18 protein-coding genes are annotated in these 19,264 nt (G+C 43.1%); 5 read left to right on the top strand and 13 right to left on the bottom strand.

From position 1 onward, the window contains the following. Positions 1-38 precede the first annotated feature (38 nt). The 3 genes from oadA to tyrS all read left to right on the top strand — a co-directional run bounded on the left by oadA (position 39) and on the right by tyrS (position 4,732). Positions 39-1,865 carry a sodium-extruding oxaloacetate decarboxylase subunit alpha gene (oadA, locus tag EL242_RS04815; RefSeq protein WP_126301716.1) on the top strand — a complete coding sequence of 609 codons (1,827 nt, stop codon included), beginning with the start codon at positions 39-41 and terminating at the stop codon, positions 1,863-1,865. A 9-nt stretch (positions 1,866-1,874) separates the two neighbouring features. Further along, positions 1,875-3,179, top strand: a complete 1,305-nt coding sequence (locus tag EL242_RS04810) for a sodium ion-translocating decarboxylase subunit beta (protein WP_126301715.1) — start codon at positions 1,875-1,877, stop codon at positions 3,177-3,179. A 362-nt stretch (positions 3,180-3,541) separates the two neighbouring features. Next, complete coding sequence (gene tyrS / locus EL242_RS04805) at positions 3,542-4,732, top strand: tyrosine--tRNA ligase (RefSeq protein WP_126301714.1); 1,191 nt, start codon at positions 3,542-3,544, stop codon at positions 4,730-4,732. Positions 4,733-4,810: 78 nt separating this feature from the next. Here the strand turns inward: tyrS and EL242_RS04800 are convergent, their stop codons facing one another. The 5 genes from EL242_RS04800 to rlmKL all read right to left on the bottom strand — a co-directional run bounded on the left by EL242_RS04800 (position 4,811) and on the right by rlmKL (position 10,171). Beyond that, positions 4,811-5,125 (bottom strand): DUF2322 family protein, encoded by a 315-nt coding sequence (locus EL242_RS04800; protein WP_126301713.1) that lies wholly within the window; start codon positions 5,123-5,125, stop codon positions 4,811-4,813. Positions 5,126-5,206: 81 nt separating this feature from the next. Next, positions 5,207-6,349 carry an N-acetylglucosamine-6-phosphate deacetylase gene (gene nagA, locus EL242_RS04795; RefSeq protein ID WP_126301712.1) on the bottom strand — a complete coding sequence of 381 codons (1,143 nt, stop codon included), beginning with the start codon at positions 6,347-6,349 and terminating at the stop codon, positions 5,207-5,209. A gap of 77 nt (positions 6,350-6,426) precedes the next feature. Beyond that, positions 6,427-7,221 carry a glucosamine-6-phosphate deaminase gene (gene nagB / locus EL242_RS04790; RefSeq protein WP_126301711.1) on the bottom strand — a complete coding sequence of 265 codons (795 nt, stop codon included), beginning with the start codon at positions 7,219-7,221 and terminating at the stop codon, positions 6,427-6,429. A 300-nt stretch (positions 7,222-7,521) separates the two neighbouring features. Then, positions 7,522-8,001, bottom strand: coding sequence for a tRNA (uridine(34)/cytosine(34)/5-carboxymethylaminomethyluridine(34)-2'-O)-methyltransferase TrmL (gene trmL / locus EL242_RS04785; protein ID WP_126301710.1), 480 nt, complete (start codon positions 7,999-8,001; stop codon positions 7,522-7,524). 10 nt (positions 8,002-8,011) lie between these two features. After that, complete coding sequence (gene rlmKL / locus EL242_RS04780; RefSeq protein ID WP_126301709.1) at positions 8,012-10,171, bottom strand: bifunctional 23S rRNA (guanine(2069)-N(7))-methyltransferase RlmK/23S rRNA (guanine(2445)-N(2))-methyltransferase RlmL; 2,160 nt, start codon at positions 10,169-10,171, stop codon at positions 8,012-8,014. Between the two features lie 197 nt (positions 10,172-10,368). Between rlmKL and EL242_RS04775 the strand changes: the two genes are divergently transcribed. Beyond that, entirely contained in the window at positions 10,369-10,998 is a 630-nt protein-coding gene (locus EL242_RS04775) for a response regulator (protein WP_126301708.1), read from the top strand. Between the two features lie 35 nt (positions 10,999-11,033). Here the strand turns inward: EL242_RS04775 and EL242_RS04770 are convergent, their stop codons facing one another. From EL242_RS04770 to rbsD, 6 genes are all read right to left on the bottom strand, one after another. After that, on the bottom strand, positions 11,034-12,044 hold the full coding sequence (locus tag EL242_RS04770; protein WP_126301707.1) for a substrate-binding domain-containing protein: 1,011 nt from the start codon (positions 12,042-12,044) through the stop codon (positions 11,034-11,036). A gap of 13 nt (positions 12,045-12,057) precedes the next feature. Then, positions 12,058-12,987, bottom strand: coding sequence for a ribokinase (rbsK, locus tag EL242_RS04765; RefSeq protein ID WP_126301706.1), 930 nt, complete (start codon positions 12,985-12,987; stop codon positions 12,058-12,060). Positions 12,988-13,061: 74 nt separating this feature from the next. Further along, positions 13,062-13,940: a ribose ABC transporter substrate-binding protein RbsB gene (rbsB, locus tag EL242_RS04760; protein WP_126301705.1), complete on the bottom strand. Its 879-nt coding sequence runs from the start codon at positions 13,938-13,940 to the stop codon at positions 13,062-13,064. Between the two features lie 22 nt (positions 13,941-13,962). Further along, positions 13,963-14,931: a ribose ABC transporter permease gene (gene rbsC, locus EL242_RS04755; protein ID WP_126301704.1), complete on the bottom strand. Its 969-nt coding sequence runs from the start codon at positions 14,929-14,931 to the stop codon at positions 13,963-13,965. Positions 14,932-14,940: 9 nt separating this feature from the next. Then, on the bottom strand, positions 14,941-16,437 hold the full coding sequence (gene rbsA, locus EL242_RS04750; RefSeq protein WP_126301703.1) for a ribose ABC transporter ATP-binding protein RbsA: 1,497 nt from the start codon (positions 16,435-16,437) through the stop codon (positions 14,941-14,943). A gap of 9 nt (positions 16,438-16,446) precedes the next feature. Next, a complete protein-coding gene (gene rbsD / locus EL242_RS04745; protein ID WP_126301702.1) occupies positions 16,447-16,866 on the bottom strand; it encodes a D-ribose pyranase in 420 nt (139 codons plus the stop codon). A gap of 228 nt (positions 16,867-17,094) precedes the next feature. Between rbsD and EL242_RS04740 the strand changes: the two genes are divergently transcribed. Next, the gene (locus tag EL242_RS04740; RefSeq protein ID WP_006249318.1) at positions 17,095-17,355 is read left to right on the top strand and encodes a YfhL family 4Fe-4S dicluster ferredoxin; all 261 of its coding nucleotides are present in this window, start codon (positions 17,095-17,097) and stop codon (positions 17,353-17,355) included. 30 nt (positions 17,356-17,385) lie between these two features. Here the strand turns inward: EL242_RS04740 and EL242_RS04735 are convergent, their stop codons facing one another. Beyond that, positions 17,386-18,276, bottom strand: coding sequence for a folate-binding protein (locus EL242_RS04735; protein WP_126301701.1), 891 nt, complete (start codon positions 18,274-18,276; stop codon positions 17,386-17,388). Between the two features lie 8 nt (positions 18,277-18,284). Continuing rightward, positions 18,285-19,148, bottom strand: a complete 864-nt coding sequence (locus EL242_RS04730; protein WP_126301700.1) for a YicC/YloC family endoribonuclease — start codon at positions 19,146-19,148, stop codon at positions 18,285-18,287. Positions 19,149-19,264: the final 116 nt, after the last annotated feature.

Below are 19,264 nucleotides of genomic sequence, written 5' to 3'. Positions count from 1 at the left end.
AAGATTTCAAAAATAAAATAATTAGAAGGAATTTGATTATGACAACTCAACCGAAAAAAATTGCGATTACCGATGTGGTTTTGCGTGATGCACACCAATCCCTTTTTGCGACTCGTTTACGCTTAGACGATATGTTACCGATTGCTGCCGAGCTGGATAATATCGGCTATTGGTCGTTAGAAACTTGGGGCGGAGCAACTTTTGACAGTTGTATTCGTTTTTTAGGCGAAGATCCGTGGGTGCGTTTGCGTGAGCTGAAAAAAGCAATGCCGAAAACCCCAATGCAAATGCTGCTGCGTGGGCAAAACTTATTGGGTTATCGCCATTATGCCGATGATGTGGTAGATAAATTTGTCGAGCGTTCGGTTGCAAACGGGATGAGTGTGTTCCGTGTGTTTGATGCCCTAAACGACCCTCGCAATATGCAAGCGGCATTACAAGCGGTCAAAAAACACGGCGGACACGCACAAGGCACGTTGAGTTACACCACAAGCCCGGTTCATACCCTGCAAACGTGGTTGGATGTAACCGAGCAATTATTGGAAATTGGCGTGGATTCGTTGGTGATCAAAGATATGTCGGGCATTTTAACGCCGATGGCAGCCTATGAATTAGTGAGCGAAATTAAAAAACGCTACGATATTGAGCTACATCTGCATTGCCATTCAACCACCGGTATGGCTGAAATGGCGTTGCTCAAAGCGATTGAAGCCGGTGTCGATGGTGTTGATACCTCCATTTCATCGATGTCCGGAACTTATGGTCACCCGGCAACCGAGTCTATTGTTGCCACACTTCAAGGCACGCCGTATGAAACCGGCTTGAACATTCCAGCTCTGGAGAAAATCTCTGCCTACTTCCGTAATGTGCGTAAAAAATACGCAAAATTTGAAGGACAGCTCCGTGGTGTGGATAGCCGTATTTTGGTTGCCCAAGTGCCGGGCGGTATGCTAACCAACCTCGAAAGCCAACTCAAGCAACAAAATGCGTCAGATAAATTAGACTTGGTATTACAAGAAATCCCTCGTGTGCGTGAAGATTTGGGCTATATCCCATTAGTTACGCCAACATCACAAATTGTCGGCACGCAATCGGTAATGAATGTGTTAATGGGCGAACGTTATAAAACTATCGCCAAAGAAACCGCAGGGATTTTAAAGGGCGAATATGGTAAAACACCTGCTCCCGTGAATAAAGCATTACAAGATAGAGTACTTGAGGGTGCAGAGCCGATTACCGACCGCCCAGCCGATCATCTTCCACCGGAACTGGAAAAATTAGTGGCAGAAGTGACTGCAACTGCAAAAGAAAAAGGCATTACACTTTCTGAAAATACCATTGATGATGTGTTGATTGTGGCACTCTTCCAACAAGTGGGCTGGAAATATTTGGAAAACCGCAATAATCCGTCTGCCTTTGAGCCTGTGCCAAGTTCTGATGACGTAAAACCGGCACAAGCCTCCGCTGCTTCCTCACCAAAAGCTCAAGCACAATCCGGTTCAGCCGTTTATACTGTTGAGCTTGAAGGCAAAGCCTTTGTGGTGAAAGTCAGTGAAGGGGGCGATATTACCAATATCGCCCCAACGCCAGCCACTCCTGTTCCACAAGCGGTCGATTCTGCACCAAAATCTGCAAATACACCGCCAGCCAATGCCGAACCGGTGAATGCTCCAATGGCAGGGAATATTTTGAAAGTGGAAGTGAAAGAGGGGCAACAAGTTGCGGAAGGTGATGTGCTACTGATTCTTGAAGCAATGAAAATGGAAACCCAAATTTGTGCGGCAAAATCCGGCACGATTCAAGGCATTAATGTCAAACAAGGCGATGTTGTGGCGGTAAATGATACTTTAATGAGTATTGCCTAGGAGTCGGGTATGGAAAGTATTATTGCACTTTTTGAAGGTATGGGGCTAATGCATTTAGAACTGGGGCAAGCGATTATGATTGTCATCAGTTTAGTGTTGCTTTGGCTTGCCATCGCCCGAAAATTCGAACCGCTTTTACTACTGCCTATTGGCTTTGGTGGTTTGATGTCAAACATTCCGGAAGCCGGTATGGCAATGACGGCATTAGACAATTTACTCCACAGCGGTTCTGCCGAGCAACTGGCAATTATTGCTGCTAAGGTAAACAGTACAAGCCTTGATCTGCATTCGATTAAAGATGCTATCGCACTGACTTCTCCCTCTGTTCAAAATGAGCTTGAAGTGATGGCTGGCGATATGGGCTATACCGCCGGTGTGTTGGCATTATTCTATAAAGTCGCTATCGGCTACGGCGTTGCTCCGCTTATTATCTTTATGGGGGTCGGGGCAATGACCGATTTCGGACCTTTACTTGCCAACCCTCGAATGTTAATGCTTGGGGCGGCAGCTCAGTTTGGAATTTTTGCTACCGTACTAGGGGCATTAGGGCTAAACTGGTTAGGCATTATCGACTTCACATTGCCACAAGCCGCTGCGATTGGGATTATCGGCGGGGCAGACGGTCCGACCGCAATTTATCTTGCCAGCAAACTTGCCCCTGAATTATTAGGTGCAATTGCGGTAGCGGCTTATTCTTATATGGCGTTAGTGCCACTGATTCAGCCGCCGATTATGAAAGCCTTAACCACCGAGCAAGAACGTAAAATCCGAATGGTTCAGCTCCGTAATGTAAGCAACCGTGAGAAAATTATTTTCCCTATCGTGTTGCTATTATTAGTGGCACTCTTACTGCCGGATGCTGCACCGTTATTGGGAATGTTCTGCTTTGGCAACTTACTGCGAACCAGTGGCGTAGTAGAACGCTTAAACGACACCGCCCAAAATGCGTTAATCAATATCGTGACGATTTTCTTAGGGTTATCGGTGGGGGCAAAATTGGTCGCAGACAAATTCTTACAACCGCAAACACTAGGCATTTTAGTATTGGGCGTGATTGCCTTTGGGATCGGCACTGCAAGCGGTGTGATTATGGCGAAAATAATGAACCGCTTTAGTCAGCACAAAATCAACCCACTTATCGGCTCAGCGGGTGTTTCTGCCGTGCCGATGGCTGCACGGGTATCAAACAAAGTCGGACAAGAGTACGATAAACAAAACTTCTTGTTAATGCACGCAATGGGCCCAAACGTTGCCGGCGTGATTGGCTCTGCGATTGCAGCGGGGGTGATGTTGAAATACATTTCAACGATGTAAATCCTCATTTGTAAAAAACCTCCGAAAAATAACCGCTCTCGGAGGTTTTTTCTAAAAATACCGCTTACCAACACTCTTACAATACGAAAATTCCGCTGTACATTCTTCACTAATTGCCGTAGTATCCATCTTACTTAATTGATGAGAATAATTCTTATTGAAAATTTTCAAAAAAAGTATTGACTTAATAGATGATAATCATTATCATTAAATCACTTCAAAAATAATAGGTAATCACTCCAACTCTTTACGCCGTATTCCCCCACAAAATACGGCGTTTTTTTTCGCCTATAGCCTATCAATTTCAATTCATACCGCTATAATAGATCCATTTTTTATATTCAAGACTAAAAGGAAGATAAATGACTCAAGCTATCGACTCAGTTCTTGCCGAACTTAAACGCGGCGTGGAAAATATTTATTCAGAAGAAGATTTAATTACCAAATTAAAAGAAAACCGTCCATTGCGTATTAAATTAGGGGCAGACCCAACTGCACCGGATATTCACTTAGGCCATACTGTTGTACTGAACAAACTTCGTCAATTCCAACAATTCGGGCACGAAGTCTATTTCTTAATCGGCGATTTCACCGGTATGGTGGGCGATCCATCAGGAAAAAACTCTACCCGTCCGCCACTTAGCCGTGAAGATGTGTTACGCAATGCCGAAACCTACAAAGAACAGATCTTTAAAATTTTAGATCCACAAAAAACCAAGATCGTATTCAACTCTGAATGGTTAGGCAAATTAGGCACGGAAGGTATGATCCGCTTAGCCTCCAACTACACCGTTGCTCGAATGTTAGAACGTGAAGATTTCAAAAACCGTTTCACGAACCAACAACCGATCGCAATCCACGAATTTATTTATCCGCTACTACAAGGCCACGACTCGGTAGAATTGAAAGCTGACGTGGAATTAGGTGGTACAGACCAAACCTTTAACTTGTTAGTTGGACGTGAGTTACAAAAATCAGCCGGTCAGAAACCACAAGTGGCAATGACACTCCCGCTACTTGTCGGCTTAGACGGCGAGAAAAAAATGTCGAAATCGCTCGGCAACTACATTGGCGTAACCGAAGCACCAAGCGAAATGTTCGGTAAAATTATGTCGATTTCAGACGATTTAATGTGGGATTGGTACAACCTGCTTTCATTCCGTCCATTAGACGAAATTGCACAATTAAAAGCGGATGTTGAAAATGGCAAAAACCCGCGTGATGTCAAAATTCTGCTTGCCAAAGAAATTATTGCCCGTTTCCACGATGAAGCGGCAGCAGATGCGGCAGAACAAGAATTTATCAACCGCTTCCAAAAAGGGGCAATCCCCGATGAAATGCCGGAATTTACCTTTGAGGGTGAAATCGGCCTAGCGGCTCTACTGAAAGAAGCCGGCTTAGTACCGTCCACTTCAGAGGCAATTCGCTCAGCCCAACAAGGCGGGGTTAAAATTGATGGTGAAAAAGTGGAAGATGTGAAACAAGCCGCACAAAAAGGCACTTTTGTTTACCAAGTAGGTAAACGTAAATTTGCACGAATTACCGTGAAATAAGCTTCTTAAACACCAGCGGTCATTATTTGCAAAAATTTTGCAGATAATGACCGCTTGTTATTTTTCACTAGTGCAATCTTATTTAACAATCGGCTCTAAACTTAAAGATAAATCTTGCTCAATTACTCTAAATAATAGATCAATATTCGGGTGCTTACCCACATTATTTTTCGCATCTTCAACGTGTTCAGCAAACCATTCCAACCCTTGTTTTGCTGCACTAGCGGTTAATTTCCCATCAAATTTCGAAAATAGTGCATTGTAAAGTTTTAGTGAACCTAATTTACCTTCAATCGCCGGAATATGTTGAATCACTTCACCGCTATTCACTACATTTAAACCAGCAAGATGCTCGATAGCCGGAAACGTCGCTAGGTAATCTTTAAATTGCATGTTATTCTCCCTATAAATAAAAGGCAGACACAATGCCTGCCTTTGGATTATATGCTGTTATGCTTAGAATTTGTAGCAAAATTAATGCCACTGTAATTGCCCGTTTGCAGCAGTCGCTTTTACTTCAAATTGATTATCGAAAATCGCAAGGTTGGCAATTTTGCCGGCTTCAAGTGAGCCGAGTGTTTCCTCTACCCCAATCGCTTTTGCCGGATAAAGGGTACTCATTCGGATTGCTTCATTCAGGCTAATATCGCAATGTTGCACTACGTTACGAATGGATTCGATCATCGTGATTGCCGCACCGCCCAATGCTCCGAACTCATCGTAGCATTTGCCATCTTTCACCGTGACTTTTTTACCGACAAAAATAAACGACTCAATATCACTTCCTGCGGCAGCAACGGCATCGCTGACAATCACTAATTTATCGCCTTTCGCTTTTTTGGCAATGCGAATGTTGCCCCATTCTACGTGCAAGCCATCGCAAATAATGCCGGTGTAAATATCGCTATCCAACACAGCTCCCACTACACCGCCTTCACGCCCGTTGCTGACCGGTGACATCGCATTGTGTAAATGCGTGGCAAACGCTGCCCCTTCAGCAATTCGCTGTTTGGTTTGGGCAAAAGTCGCGTTGGAATGTCCGATAGACACAATAATGCCTGCATCATTAAAGCGTTTGATGTGATCTGCGGTCGGGTTTTCAGCCGCAATTGTGATTTTTGTGATCACATCGCCGTTATCGCATAAGAAATCTAACATTTCAGGGCTGATTTCACGGATAAACTCCGGGCGGTGTACCCCTTTCTTCGCCACGCTTAAATAAGGACCTTCCAAATGCAAGCCCAAGGCTTGGTTTTTGTGTTTCGACAAATATTCACGCATTACCGCCACTGCTTGTTTCATACCCTCATCAGGCGAGGTAATAAAGGTCGGCAAATAGCTAGTTGTGCCTGAACGCAGATTGGTTTCCTGCATAATTTCCAAGGTACGAGTGGTGATTTCTTCATTAAACATCACACCACCACAACCGTTTAGTTGCAAATCAATAAAACCGGCTGAAAGATTAGCCCCTTTTAGGTCAATTTTTTGCAGATCTGGCGGTAAATTTTCTTCCAAAAGAATGGAGTCGATTTTATCTTCTTTCACCACTAATGCGTGTTGGTAAAGCACTTGTTCACCGGTGTAAATCACACAGTTTGTTAAGGCATAATGGTTCATTTTCTCTTCCTTTAAATGCTAACAAGCGGTCGTTTTTGTAAAAAATATTACAAAATTAACCGCTTGTAAAATCAGAATTAGCGAGCAACGTTTTTCTCTAACTCTTTGAAATACTTAACTGTTTTAACTTTCAGCTCTTGGGTTGCCGGTTCATCGCACACCACAATGCCACGGCGGTGTAATTGCAAGCAACTGATTGTCCACAGATGATTTACCGAACCTTCCACACACGCTTGTAACGCTAGTGCTTTGTTATGGCCGGTGACTAAGATCATCACTTCTTCGGCATCAAGCAATGTACCAACCCCAACGGTTAAAGCAAATTTCGGCACTTGGCTTACGTCATTGTCAAAGAAACGTGAGTTTGCAATGCGAGTATCTTCAGTAAGCGTTTTAATTCGGGTGCGAGAAGAAAGCGAAGAAGCCGGTTCATTAAACGCAATATGCCCGTCCACGCCCACACCGCCCATAAACAGGTGGATTTTGCCATAAGAACGGATTTTTTCTTCATAACGTTCGCATTCGGCATTCACATCTTCCGCCATACCGTTGAGAATATTGATATTCTCGATCGGAATATCAACGTGATCAAAAAAGTGCTTGAACATAAAACTGTGGTAGCTTTCAGGGTGTTCCTTAGGTAAGCCGACGTATTCGTCCATATTGAAAGTGACCACATTTTTAAAGCTCACTTCACCGGCTTGGTATAATTTAATTAATTCTTTATACGTTTTTTCAGGTGTACCGCCGGTTGGTAAACCAAGCACGAAAGGTTTTTCTTTGGTTGGTTGGAATGCATTGATACGATCAACAATATAACGAGCTGCCCAAACGCTTACATCGTGATCAGTTTCTAACGGAATTAAACGCATAGTATCTCCTTAAACATAAATTCTGAATAAATCACTTCATTTTTTATTATTTTAATGAAATACAACTTCAATTTCTATTTTTTCTGCCGTTTTTGTGATCCTGATCACAGAAAATTTATAGATTAAAAAGTCAATTCCTAAAAATGAGTTTTGGGCATCAGAAATAACAGCTAAGGTCGAAATAAATAAACCCGTGACAAATTGTCACAGGTTGAAAATTCCTTCTACTGACGGAAAAATGCGTTTGATCTATACTATGCCATTTTTACAAAAAATAACCAAAATCACACCGCTTGTATCTTAAATCGACTGAGCCGCCACCGAATTTTGGTAGCCGAATTGTCGCCACGCTTCATACACCACTACCGCCACTGAGTTGGATAAATTCATACTACGGCTGTCTTTGCACATCGGAATGCGGATTTTTTGCGACATCGGCATTTCCGCTAATAATGGCTTTGGAATGCCTCTGCTTTCCGGCCCGAACATTAAAAAATCGCCAAGTTCATATTTCACATCACTGTGGTTCTGCTCCCCTCTGGTGGTTAAGGCGAACAAGCGTTTAGGCTTAGCACGCTCAAGGAAATCTTCAAAATTTTTATATTTTTGAATATCCACAAATTCGTGATAATCCAGCCCCGAACGGCGGAGCTTTTTATCGTCCCAACCAAAGCCAAACGGTTCAATCATATGCAAACGAAAGCCACAGTTGGCACAAAGGCGGATAATATTTCCGCTGTTTTGCGGAATTTCAGGTTCGTATAAAACAATATCTAACATAGTTTGAGCCTTATAAATTCTTCACAATCCAACAATTATGGATTTGCGGATTGCGTTCAAAATCCAGCGGTAAGGTTTTATGCGAAATATTTTCCGCCGTTAAACCTAATGCTGCTAAGCCGTCAAAGTCCATTTTAAAGCCACGCTTATTGTTCGAGAACACAATAGTGCCATCAGCAGTTAAAATACGTTTAAGCTGTTTCATTAACTCAATATGGTCTCGTTGCACGTCCCAACTGTTTTCCATTCGTTTTGAGTTGGAGAAAGTCGGCGGATCGACAAAAATCAGCTCAAATCGCTCACGGCATTCTGCCAGCCATTGCAAGCAATCGGCTTGGAACAAACGATGATGGCGAAGTGATAAATTATTCAGCTCTAAATTTTGCTCCGCCCAGTTCAAATAGGTGTTCGACATATCCACTGTAGTGGTCGATTTTGCCCCATTAAGAGCAGCGTGAACCGTAGCTGAACCCGTGTAGGCAAACAGATTCAGGAATGTTTTGCCTTTTGCCATTTCGCCCACCATTTTACGGGTTAAGCGATGGTCTAGGAACAAACCCGTATCCAAGTAATCGGTTAAATTCACCCACAGTTTCGCCCCATACTCGTTCACATAGAAATACTCGCCTTTATTGGCAAGTTTTTCGTACTGATTCGTGCCTTTTTGTTTTTGGCGAACTTTCAACACTAATTTATTAGTTTCAACACCTGTCACATAAAGCGTAGCAGAGACTGCATCTAACAAGCGTTGGCGGGCTTTTTGCTCATCAATATTTTTCGGGGCTTGGTATTCCTGCACAACAATGTGGTCGCCATATCTGTCCACCGCTAAATTATATTCAGGCAGATCGGCATCGTATAAACGGTAGGCATCAATGCCTTGTTGTTTCGCCCATTTTTCGATCTTTTTGATATTTTTGGTTAAGCGATTTGCAAAATCCGGAGCGACTTGAGCATTCTGTTCAAATTGTAAATTTTCATCTAAATCTGACCGCTTGTTATGCTCGCTGATGGAGTAATTTTTCTGCACACAATCCAACGGACCGTTTTTCGCTTTGAATTGACGGGCTGAACGTAAACGCAGGCAATTTAACAATTCAGGCTCGCCGCTAAAAATTGAGGCATTCCAACCGGCAAATTGCTGTTTTAGGCGTTGCCCGAACACCGAATAAAGAGCAATTAACGCCGGCGTTGTGCCTAAACGTTCACCATAAGGGGGGTTACACACCACCGTGCCGATTTTTTCCGGAATCGGATTTTTTAACGCAGCCACATCACCTTGTTGCCATTGAATGAGATGATCTACCCCTGCATTTTTCGCATTTTGCTTTGCTTTAGTCAGCACACGATGATCGAGATCAAAACCGAAGAACATTTTTTGTAGGGACGAATTGCAATTCTCCCCTACCGCACCCAATTCAACATTTCGGAATGCCTCATCTAACACGGCTTTCCACATCGCTTGTTGATGCCCTTTCCACGCATTAAAGCCCCAATGTTTACGGTGAAGTTGAGGGGCAATATTCGCTGCCATTTGTGCTGCTTCAATCAGTAACGTGCCTGAACCACACATCGGATCAACCAATGGCGTGCCGACTTTCCAGCCGGAACGCAAAATAATGGCTGCCGCCAATGTTTCACGCAACGGAGCTTTACCGGTTTCTTCCCGATAGCCCCGAATATGTAAGGCATCTCCACTTAAATCAAGCGAAACCACAACATTTTCACGATCCAAATAAACATGAATACGAACATCCGGATTATCTTTATCTACTGTTGGGCGGGCAAAACCTTTGCGTTCAAAGTAATCCACAATGCCGTCTTTCACTCGCATTGCCCCAAATTGGGTGTTGCGGATTTCTCGGTTAGTGCCGCTGAAATCAATGTAAAAGGTATCACGGGGATCGAATAAATCCGCCCAGTTAAATGACACGATGGAAGCATATAAATCGCTATCACTAAAAATTTTGGTGCTGATGAGCGGCAGTAAGATCCGAGAGGCTAAACGGCTGTGTAATAATGCCTGATAAGCTCCTTTTTGGGTGGTGGTAAAATGCACACCGCCTTGAGCAACTTTACATTCTGCCGCACAAATCTGCTCCAGTTCGGTTTTTAGCATTTCCTCAAAACCACGGGCTGCCGTGGCAAAATAGGTTGTTTGATTTGTCATTCTTTTCACACTTGAAATAAAAATTGTCTGTAATTATAGCCGAACAAGCGGTCTTTTTCTTGCAAAGTTTTGCAATTTCTTTTTTAGTTAAAAATTAGCTAAGATCAAAAAAGCGGCATTTAGTAAATCCCTAAACTTGCTATTTTGAATTAATAATTGCAAAATTAACCGATTAAGAGAAAGGAAAGGAGAAATAAATGACAGCTCCAACTCAAATTTTACTCATTGACGACCACCCATTAATGCGTCAGGGAATGCGCCAATTATTGGAATTAGATCACCAATTTAGTGTAGTGGGTGAAGCAAGCAACGGCACCGACGGTATCAAACTTGCATTACGGCTTGAGCCGGATGTGATTATTCTGGATTTAAATATGAAAGGGCTTTCAGGGCTAGATACTTTACGCTCATTGCGTGCCCAAGGTATAGATGCCAGAATCATTGTCTTGACAGTTTCAGATGAACAATCCGATGTGTTTGCATTAATGGATGCCGGTGTGGACGGCTACTTATTAAAAGACACCGACACCCCGGAACTGCTGGATAATATCCGAAGAGCTGCCGCTGGTGAAGTGGTGCTAAGCGAAACCGTTCGCCAACATTTACTCAACCGCCAACCGGAAAATGATCCTTTAAGTTGCTTAACCGATCGTGAACTCGATGTTTTACAATGGATCGCAACCGGTATGTCAAACAAACAAATTGCAGCCCAGCTCTTTATTTCCGAAGAAACTGTAAAAGTACATATCCGCAATTTACTACGGAAATTAAACGTACATTCCCGAGTTGCCGCCACCGTGCTTTATTTGGAACAGCAAAAAGGCTAATTGAAATCGGATAAAAAACGCTGAATAACTTCACATTATTCAGCGTTTTTGTTTATTGTTTGGATTGAATGCCTTAAAACTAATTCAGGTTCAAGCATTATGGTTTGAAAATCAGTGGATTTAAAACGAATTCGTTTTAGCAAAGTTTCCACCGCAAGCCGCCCGAGTTCCGCTTTGGGCTGGCTAATGGTACTCAGCGGTGGGGAAAGGTATTTTGCCAGTTCAATATCGTCATAGCCGATAATCGAAATATCTTGCGGTATTCGTAAACCTTGTTGCCAGATTGCTTGGTAAGCCCCTAGAGCAATGGTGTCGCTACAGGCAAATACCGCTGTCGGCTTTTCGCTTTGGGCAAGCAAAGCATTCATTCCATTAACCCCGCCGGCAAAATCAAAATGGCTTTCGATCACCCAGTTTGGATTGAGTGGAATATTCGCCTCGGCAAGTGCTTTTTTGTAGCCTTCTAAACGATTTTTTGCCAATGATTTTTTTAGGTTTCCAGTAATAATCGCAATCTTAGAATGCCCTGCTTCAATTAAGGTTTTTGTGGCAAGATAGCCACCGGATACGGAATTTTCAAAGATTTTATCTGCGTTAAGTTCGGTAAACCACCAGTCTAATACCACCAACGGCAGAGGGATATTCAAACTCTCATCGGCGTTCAATGTGGTATCTCCACACATCAATAACAAGCCATCTACTTTTCGTTGCATCAACATTTGCAAATGGTGTTGCAAACGTTCGGTGTCACCATTGGTGGTGGCAATAATCAGATTATATTGGTGTTGTTGGCAATATTGTTCCACCCCTGCCATTACTTCTGCAAAAAACGGGTTGCCGGTTGCCGTTACCAGCATTCCGATGGTTTTGGTTTCATTCACTTTGAGGCTACGAGCCAATGCAGAAGGCGTGTAATTCAGTTCTTTCACCACCCTCTGCACTTTTTCCCGAATTTCCTCACTGACAAATCGGCTATTGTTGATAACGTGAGACACGGTCGAGGTAGAAACCTGTGCAAGCCGTGCAATATCCTTCATTGTTGCCATTTGCAAAATTTTCCTAAAAACTCACCGCTTGCTGGCTTAAAAAATCCAATGTTTCTTGACGGGTTGGAATAGAAGGTTGAGCCCCTTTGCGAGTCACACTAATCGCCGCCGCTGCGTGAGCAAAACGAATGGCTTGATCCAGCGGTTTATCTTCTAACATTGCAGTCACTAACACCCCGTTAAAAGTATCACCTGCGGCAGTGGTATCTACTGCTTGAACACGGAAGCCGGCAACGATTTTGCCTACACCGTTTTCACTCACAAATACCCCTTTTGAGCCAAGTGTAATCAACACTTTTTCGATGCCCTTTTGGTGAAATACTTGTGCCGCTTGAATCGCACTGGCTTCATCAACAACTTTCACGCCGGTTAATATTTCCGCTTCCGTTTCATTTGGGGTAATCATATCAAGCAAATTTAACAGTTCATCGGGTAATGCTTGGGCGGGTGCCGGGTTTAATATCACTTTCGTGCCGTTTTGCTTAGCCAATTTCGCTGCTTGCACAATTGCCGGCAACGGTGTTTCTAACTGCATTAGCAAATAATCTGCCTGTGTGATTTCGGCTTCACACTCTGCCACAACCGTTTCATCTAAATGCCCGTTCGCTCCGGCTGAAATCACAATGCTATTCTCGCCCGATTCCGCCACTTGAATCATTGCAATACCGGTCATTTCATTCGGAATCTTTTTAATCGAGCGAGTATCAATGCCATCTTGCTCAAAGGCTGATTTCATTGCTTTGCCGATGTCATCGCTGCCAATACAACCGATGAAAGAAACCTTTGCCCCCAAACGTGCCGCAGCCACCGCCTGATTTGCCCCTTTGCCACCATAGGCAATGTGGTAGCTATGCCCGGTAAGCGTTTCACCCGGTTTGGCAAAATAGGGAACAGAAATCACATGATCAGCGTTAATACTGCCAAGAACGGTGAGTTTTTTCATATTCACTCCTCATAACCCCGGCACGGCAAAGCCACACCGGGTTATATAATTCAGCCCCTTAGGGCTACAAAAAATTATTTTGAAATGACTTTTAAATCAACCGGAATTTTTGCTTCCACTTTTTCGCCTTTTAGCACCTTATCGGCGGTTTCCACACCTAATGAGCCGATTAGTTCAGGTTGTTGAGCAATCGTTGCGGCAAGTTTACCACTTTCAACGGCTTTTACGCCATCATCTGTGCCATCAAAGCCCACAATTACAACCTCTTTCTTCGCTGAACTCACTGCACGCAAAGCTCCTAATGCCATTTCATCATTTTGTGCGAAAATCGCTTGTACATCTCCTTTGCTTGAGAGTAAGTTTTCGGTCACATTTAAGCCTTTAGTACGGTCAAAATCAGCAGGTTGGCTGGCTAATACATTGAATTTGTGTGCTTCAATCGCTTGTTTGAAACCTTCACCACGCTCACGCGCAGCGGAAGTGCCGGCAATGCCTTCTAATTGAATCACTTTCGCCCCTGTACCTAATTTCTGAGCAATGAAATCTCCCGCCATTTTACCGCCGGCAACGTTATCAGAAGCGATATGGCTAACCACCTCGCCTTTTGCTGCACCACGGTCAAGGGTAATAACCGGAATTTTGTTGCGATTTGCAATAGCCACCGCATTTCCGACCGCTTCCGAATCGGTTGGGTTAATCAATAACACTTTTGCCCCACGTACGGTTAAGTCTTCCACATTGGAAAGCTCTTTAGCCGGGTCATTTTGGGAATCAAGCACCACTAATTTGTAGCCTAATTCATCTGCTTTTTTCTGTGCACCGTCTTTAAGGCTCACAAAGAATGGGTTATCTAAAGTCGATACTGCAAGAGCGATAGTCTCTTTTGCCGAAGCAGTGGCCGCAACCGATAAACTTAACATAACCGCTGATGCAATAGTGGTTAATTTTTTCATAGAAATCTCCTTTGAAGATAGATTAAACTTTTTTAGTGCCTAGATAATTATCAGCTAATACCGCTGCTAAAATAACCAACGCTTTAGCAATCATCTGATAATATGAAGAAATATCCAATAAATTAAGGGCATTGTTTAAGAAACCGATAATTAATGCCCCGACAAGCGTTCCCATTACACGCCCTTTACCGCCCATTAGGCTGGTTCCGCCAACAACTACCGCTGCAATCGCATCTAACTCATAGGACACACCTGCCGTTGGCTGAGCAGAAGAGAGACGTGAAGTCACAATTAAACCGGCAAGAGCAGATAAAAAACCACTCACGGCAAATACGAAGATCTTAATTTTATTCACATTGATGCCTGAAAGCTGGGTTGCCGATTCGTTGCCACCTAAAGCGTAAATGTAACGCCCAATCGGGGTGTGTTTTAAAATATACCAAGCCACAGCAAACACTACCGCCATAATCCAAATCGGCACAGGAATACCAAACAAATAGCCTGTACCAATAAATGCAAAGGCATCTGCTTGATCAGAAAAGCCGGTGCTAATCGGTCTGCCATCGGTATAAACCATCGTAATCCCACGCAATAAGGTCATTGTGACCAAAGTCGCAATAAATGCCTGCACTTTACCTTTGGCAACAATTGCTCCACTAATGCCACCAAATGCCGTCCCTAATAATAAAACCAGCGGAATCACCAAGAAAATAGGCAATTCAGAGCCGACTAACGTAGCCGCAACCGCACCGGTTAACGCTAAAACCGAACCGACCGATAAATCAATGCCTGCAATTAAAATCACAAAGGTCATTCCGACCGCAATAATCGCATTCACCGAGGTTTGGCGTAGAATATTTAAAATATTATCCACGCTGAAAAAATCAGGGTTAATCATTGAAACAATGACAATTAAAATAAATAACGCTACAAAAGAACGTTGATCGATTAAAAATCTGCCAAGTTGAAGCTGCTTTGTTTGAGTCGTCATAAACACACCTTAATTTAATCCTGTACTTTTGCCGATAGCTGCTGCCAGTAGCTTTTCTTGTGTCGCCTCTGTTCGTGAAAATTCAGCACTGATTTGCCCTTCGTGCATCACTAAAATGCGGTCGCTCATTCCCAACACTTCCGGCATATCGGACGAAACCATCAAAATACTCAGCCCATCTTTTTTAAATTCATTAATTAATTGATAGATCTCTTTTTTCGCCCCTACATCCACACCCCGTGTCGGCTCGTCTAAAATCAGCACATTCGGGCGGGTCATCAAACCTTTGGCAATCGCCACTTTTTGCTGATTACCACCGGAAAGCAGCCCAATTTGTTGCTCCCGACTTGGGGTCTTGATGTTAAACATCTCAATAAAATCATCGACCGCCAATTTTTCTGCATCGTGGCGAATACTGCCGGCTTTGGAGAAATGATCGAGAGAGGTCAAAGACATATTTTCTTTTACCGACATTCCCAAAATCAGACCATCGCCTTTACGATCTTCTGAAATATACACAATGCCGTTATTCAACCCATCTTGCGGACAATGGTTGGAAATCGCTTTTCCATTTAGTTCAATCGAGCCGGCTGTTTTTGGCAATGCACCATAAAGCACCTTCATTAATTCAGTACGCCCTGCCCCCATTAAGCCGGAAATACCCACGATTTCACCTTTGTGTAATTGGAATGACACATTATTCACCCCACTTCCACTTAAATTCTTCACTTCAAGTAATAACTCGCCACGCTCTTGGTGTAAATGCGGATATTGTTCTTCCAAACGGCGACCAACCATCATTTCAATTAACTGATCTTCATCAATATCGGCAATCACTCGCTCCCCGATAAATTGCCCGTCTCTTAGCACCGTCACATCATCACAAATTTCAAAAATCTCTTTTAAACGATGGGAAATATAAACAATGCCTCGATTTTCCGCTTTTAACTCTCGAATAACTTTAAACAACGATGCTGTTTCTGTATCGGTTAAAGCATCGGTCGGTTCGTCCATAATAATGACTTTAGACTCAAAACTTAGAGCTTTCGCAATTTCCACCATTTGCTGCTCGCCAATGGATAACTCCGCACAAAGCTGATGGCTACTGTGTTTTACCCCAAGTCGGGCAAGCAGTTTATCTGCCTCAGCGTACATTTTTTTCCAATCAATAGCCCCCCAAGCGGTTTTGAACTCACGGCCCAAAAAAATATTTTCAGCAATGGTTAAATTACCGACTAAATTCAGCTCTTGGTGAATAATGCTAATACCGGCTTCTTGTGAATCTTTCGGGCCTTTAAAAGTCACTTCTTTGCTTAAATAAGTAATAGAGCCGGCATCTTTGCTATAAATCCCCGTCAATACTTTCATCAAGGTGGATTTACCTGCCCCATTTTCGCCCATTAATGCCATTACTCGCCCACCATAAACAGACAAGCACGCATTGCTCAAGGCTTTCACACCGGGAAAGGCTTTATCTATCCCGCTCATTTTTAATAAGGTTTCCATCATTCCACCTTAAAACGGTACACCCGAATATAAAATAATATTGGCATACGGCGAACATTCGCCCGAACGCACAACTGCTTTACTGTAATGTGTCTGCTCTTTAAAGATTTCGTGGTTCACATAATCAATTTGAATTTTATTTTGTTGGGTTTGTTCTAATTGGGTTAAACGCTCCAAAAGAGCCGCTAGCACTTGCGGATTTTTCTGTTTAATTTCTTCAGCAAGTAGCACTCGTTCAACAAACAGCTCACTGACGACCACATCAAATGTTTGCAAAAAGCTCGGCACACCGGCGGTTAAAGCCAAGTCGATACGCTCTATTGCATTTGGAATCGGCAAACCGGCATCGCAAACGGTCAAACTATCGGTATGCCCGAGTGTCGCAATGCTGTGTGAAAGTTGTGCATTCAGATTTAGCGTTTTTTTCATACTAACTCCTTTATTTTCGCTCCATCACGCTGGAAAATACTCCATCGAAACGTTTCGATGAAATCATAAAAAATTTTCTTAACCGGATAAACAAGCAAATTGCAAAAATGTGAAGTAGTTCAAATTATTTTGCTTTATAATAGGCAACATTTAGTGACAAGCGGTAAGATTTGCAAATTTTTTGCAAAATCGACCGCTTGTTTAATTTTTATTTTCTCAATACAAACTATGGCTTTATTAATTACCCACAAATGTACCAACTGTGATATGTGCTTGCCGGAATGCCCGAACGAGGCGATTTCGGTGGGCGATGATATTTATATCATCGATCCGGTGTTATGTACCGAATGTGTCGGGCATTATGAAAAGCCGACTTGCCAGAAAGTTTGCCCGATTACCAACTGCATTATCAAAGATCCTGATAATATCGAAACCGAAGAGCAGTTGTGGGAACGTTTTGTAATGATTCATCACCCTGATCAGATATAAAAAACGGTCATACTCTGATGACCGTTCTTTTTACTCATTTTCTGCCAAACTATAAGGCAACTCGACCATTTCCAACGCTACGCCATTGGCTCTGAACTTCGTTTCAGGTTCGATATCTTTATTCAACACTACTTGCACCCACAGGGTGTTTTCGTCAGTGGCACTCGCCAGCACAGTGCCGGTTGCCCGCCAATTTTCGCCCAGTTGCATTTCAATTGCAGAAGTAACTTCCGGTAAGCTAACTTCACCGTCAAAATTACCGGCAAGGGTAAATAAAGCACGTTTATTCGCTCCACGATATTTCGCTCTCGCCACCGTTTCTTGCCCAATGTAGCAACCTTTGGTGAATGAAATCGCAGATTCAAGTGCCTGTAAATTAGTTGCCTGTGGAATCAGCTCAAACTGGTTTTGTTGCAAGAGAACAGGAATCCCGCCTTGAATGTCCATTAATGTCCAGAGCTGTTCATCGGCAGTCGTTTCAAGCACTTCTCCCCAAACAATGGCTCGAGGCTGTCCTGTGGTTAAACGTAAAGCGGTGGTATTTTCGCTCAATTTTGCAAATTCCTGTTCGCCTGCCACTCCATAAATTGGGGTGTCTAACTCCGTAAAGATCACTTTTGAAAACACCGCATATTTTTTGAGTTGCGTTAGGGCTTCCGGCAATAAACTGCGGTGAATTACCGCGATAAATTTCTCATTTTCTGCACGATACAAGCGGAATAACGCACTCATTTTGCCTTTCGGATCACAATGACTGGTTAGCGTATGTTCGCCCACCGCAATTTTTACCACGTCGCAGGTTAATTGCCCTTGAAGATATTTCTCAGCATCTACCCCTGCGATTTCAATTAAACGATACTGAGAAAGCGGCACGCAGAGATTTGGGTAGCTCTGGCTCACTTGCTTGAAATTCATTGCCATAATCTGTCCTATTCTAAATTCTGAATTTGTTCACGCATCTGTTCGATCAACACTTTCAGCTCTACCGCCGAATTAGTCACATCCGCATTAATCGATTTTGAGGCGAGTGTGTTGGATTCACGGTTTAGTTCTTGCATCATAAAATCCAGTTTACGCCCAACCGCACCGCCTTTTTTCAGGATATTAGTGGTTTCTTTAACGTGTAATTGCAAGCGGTCTAATTCCTCCGCCACATCAACACGTTGGGCAAGTAACACCATTTCTTGTTCTAAGCGTTGTGGTTCAAGCTGTAAATTCAGTTCATCGAACCGTTGTTGTAAACGATCTTTCTGCCATTGCAGAATTTCCGGCATTTGGGCTTGTACCTTTGCAGCCTCAACTGAAATTGCTTCTAAACGTTGTAAGATCAGGGCTTGCACGTTCTCGCCCTCTCTGGCTCGCATTGCGATAAAATCTGCCAGAATTTGTTCAAAGCCGGCTAATAAATCTTGAGCAATTTGGTCTAAATCTTGGCTTTCATTATCCACCACGCCCGGGAAACGTAGCACATCAACAAGGTTGATCTCGCCTTCATTTGCGGTTTCTTTTAACCATTTTAGTGATTGCACTACCTGCGTGGCATATTCCTTGTTTAATGCAATTTCACTGTTTTGGGTTTTGCTTAAATCAATGCGTAAGCTACACTCTACCTTGCCTCGTGTTAGTGCAGAACGTAAACGCTCACGCAAGCTCATTTCAAGATTGCGAAACTGCTCCGGCAAACGAAAATATGTTTCTAAAAAGCGTTGATTTACCGAGCGAATTTCCCACACTGCATTGCCCCACTCTTTTTTCATTTCTAAATGGGCAAATGCTGTCATACTATAAATCATTGGTATTCCTCATATTGTTACACCCTCTCCCCTTTGTGGGAGAGGGACGGATTTTTCTTCGTTCAGAAGAAAAATCAGGGAGAGGGGGAATTTGCAAAAACTTCCATAAAACCAGC

The organism is Mannheimia haemolytica (assembly GCA_900638155.1).
Taxonomy (GTDB): domain Bacteria; phylum Pseudomonadota; class Gammaproteobacteria; order Enterobacterales; family Pasteurellaceae; genus Mannheimia; species Mannheimia glucosida.
Note: the sequence above shows the minus strand (reverse complement) of the source record. Positions and strands in the feature narration are given on the sequence as shown.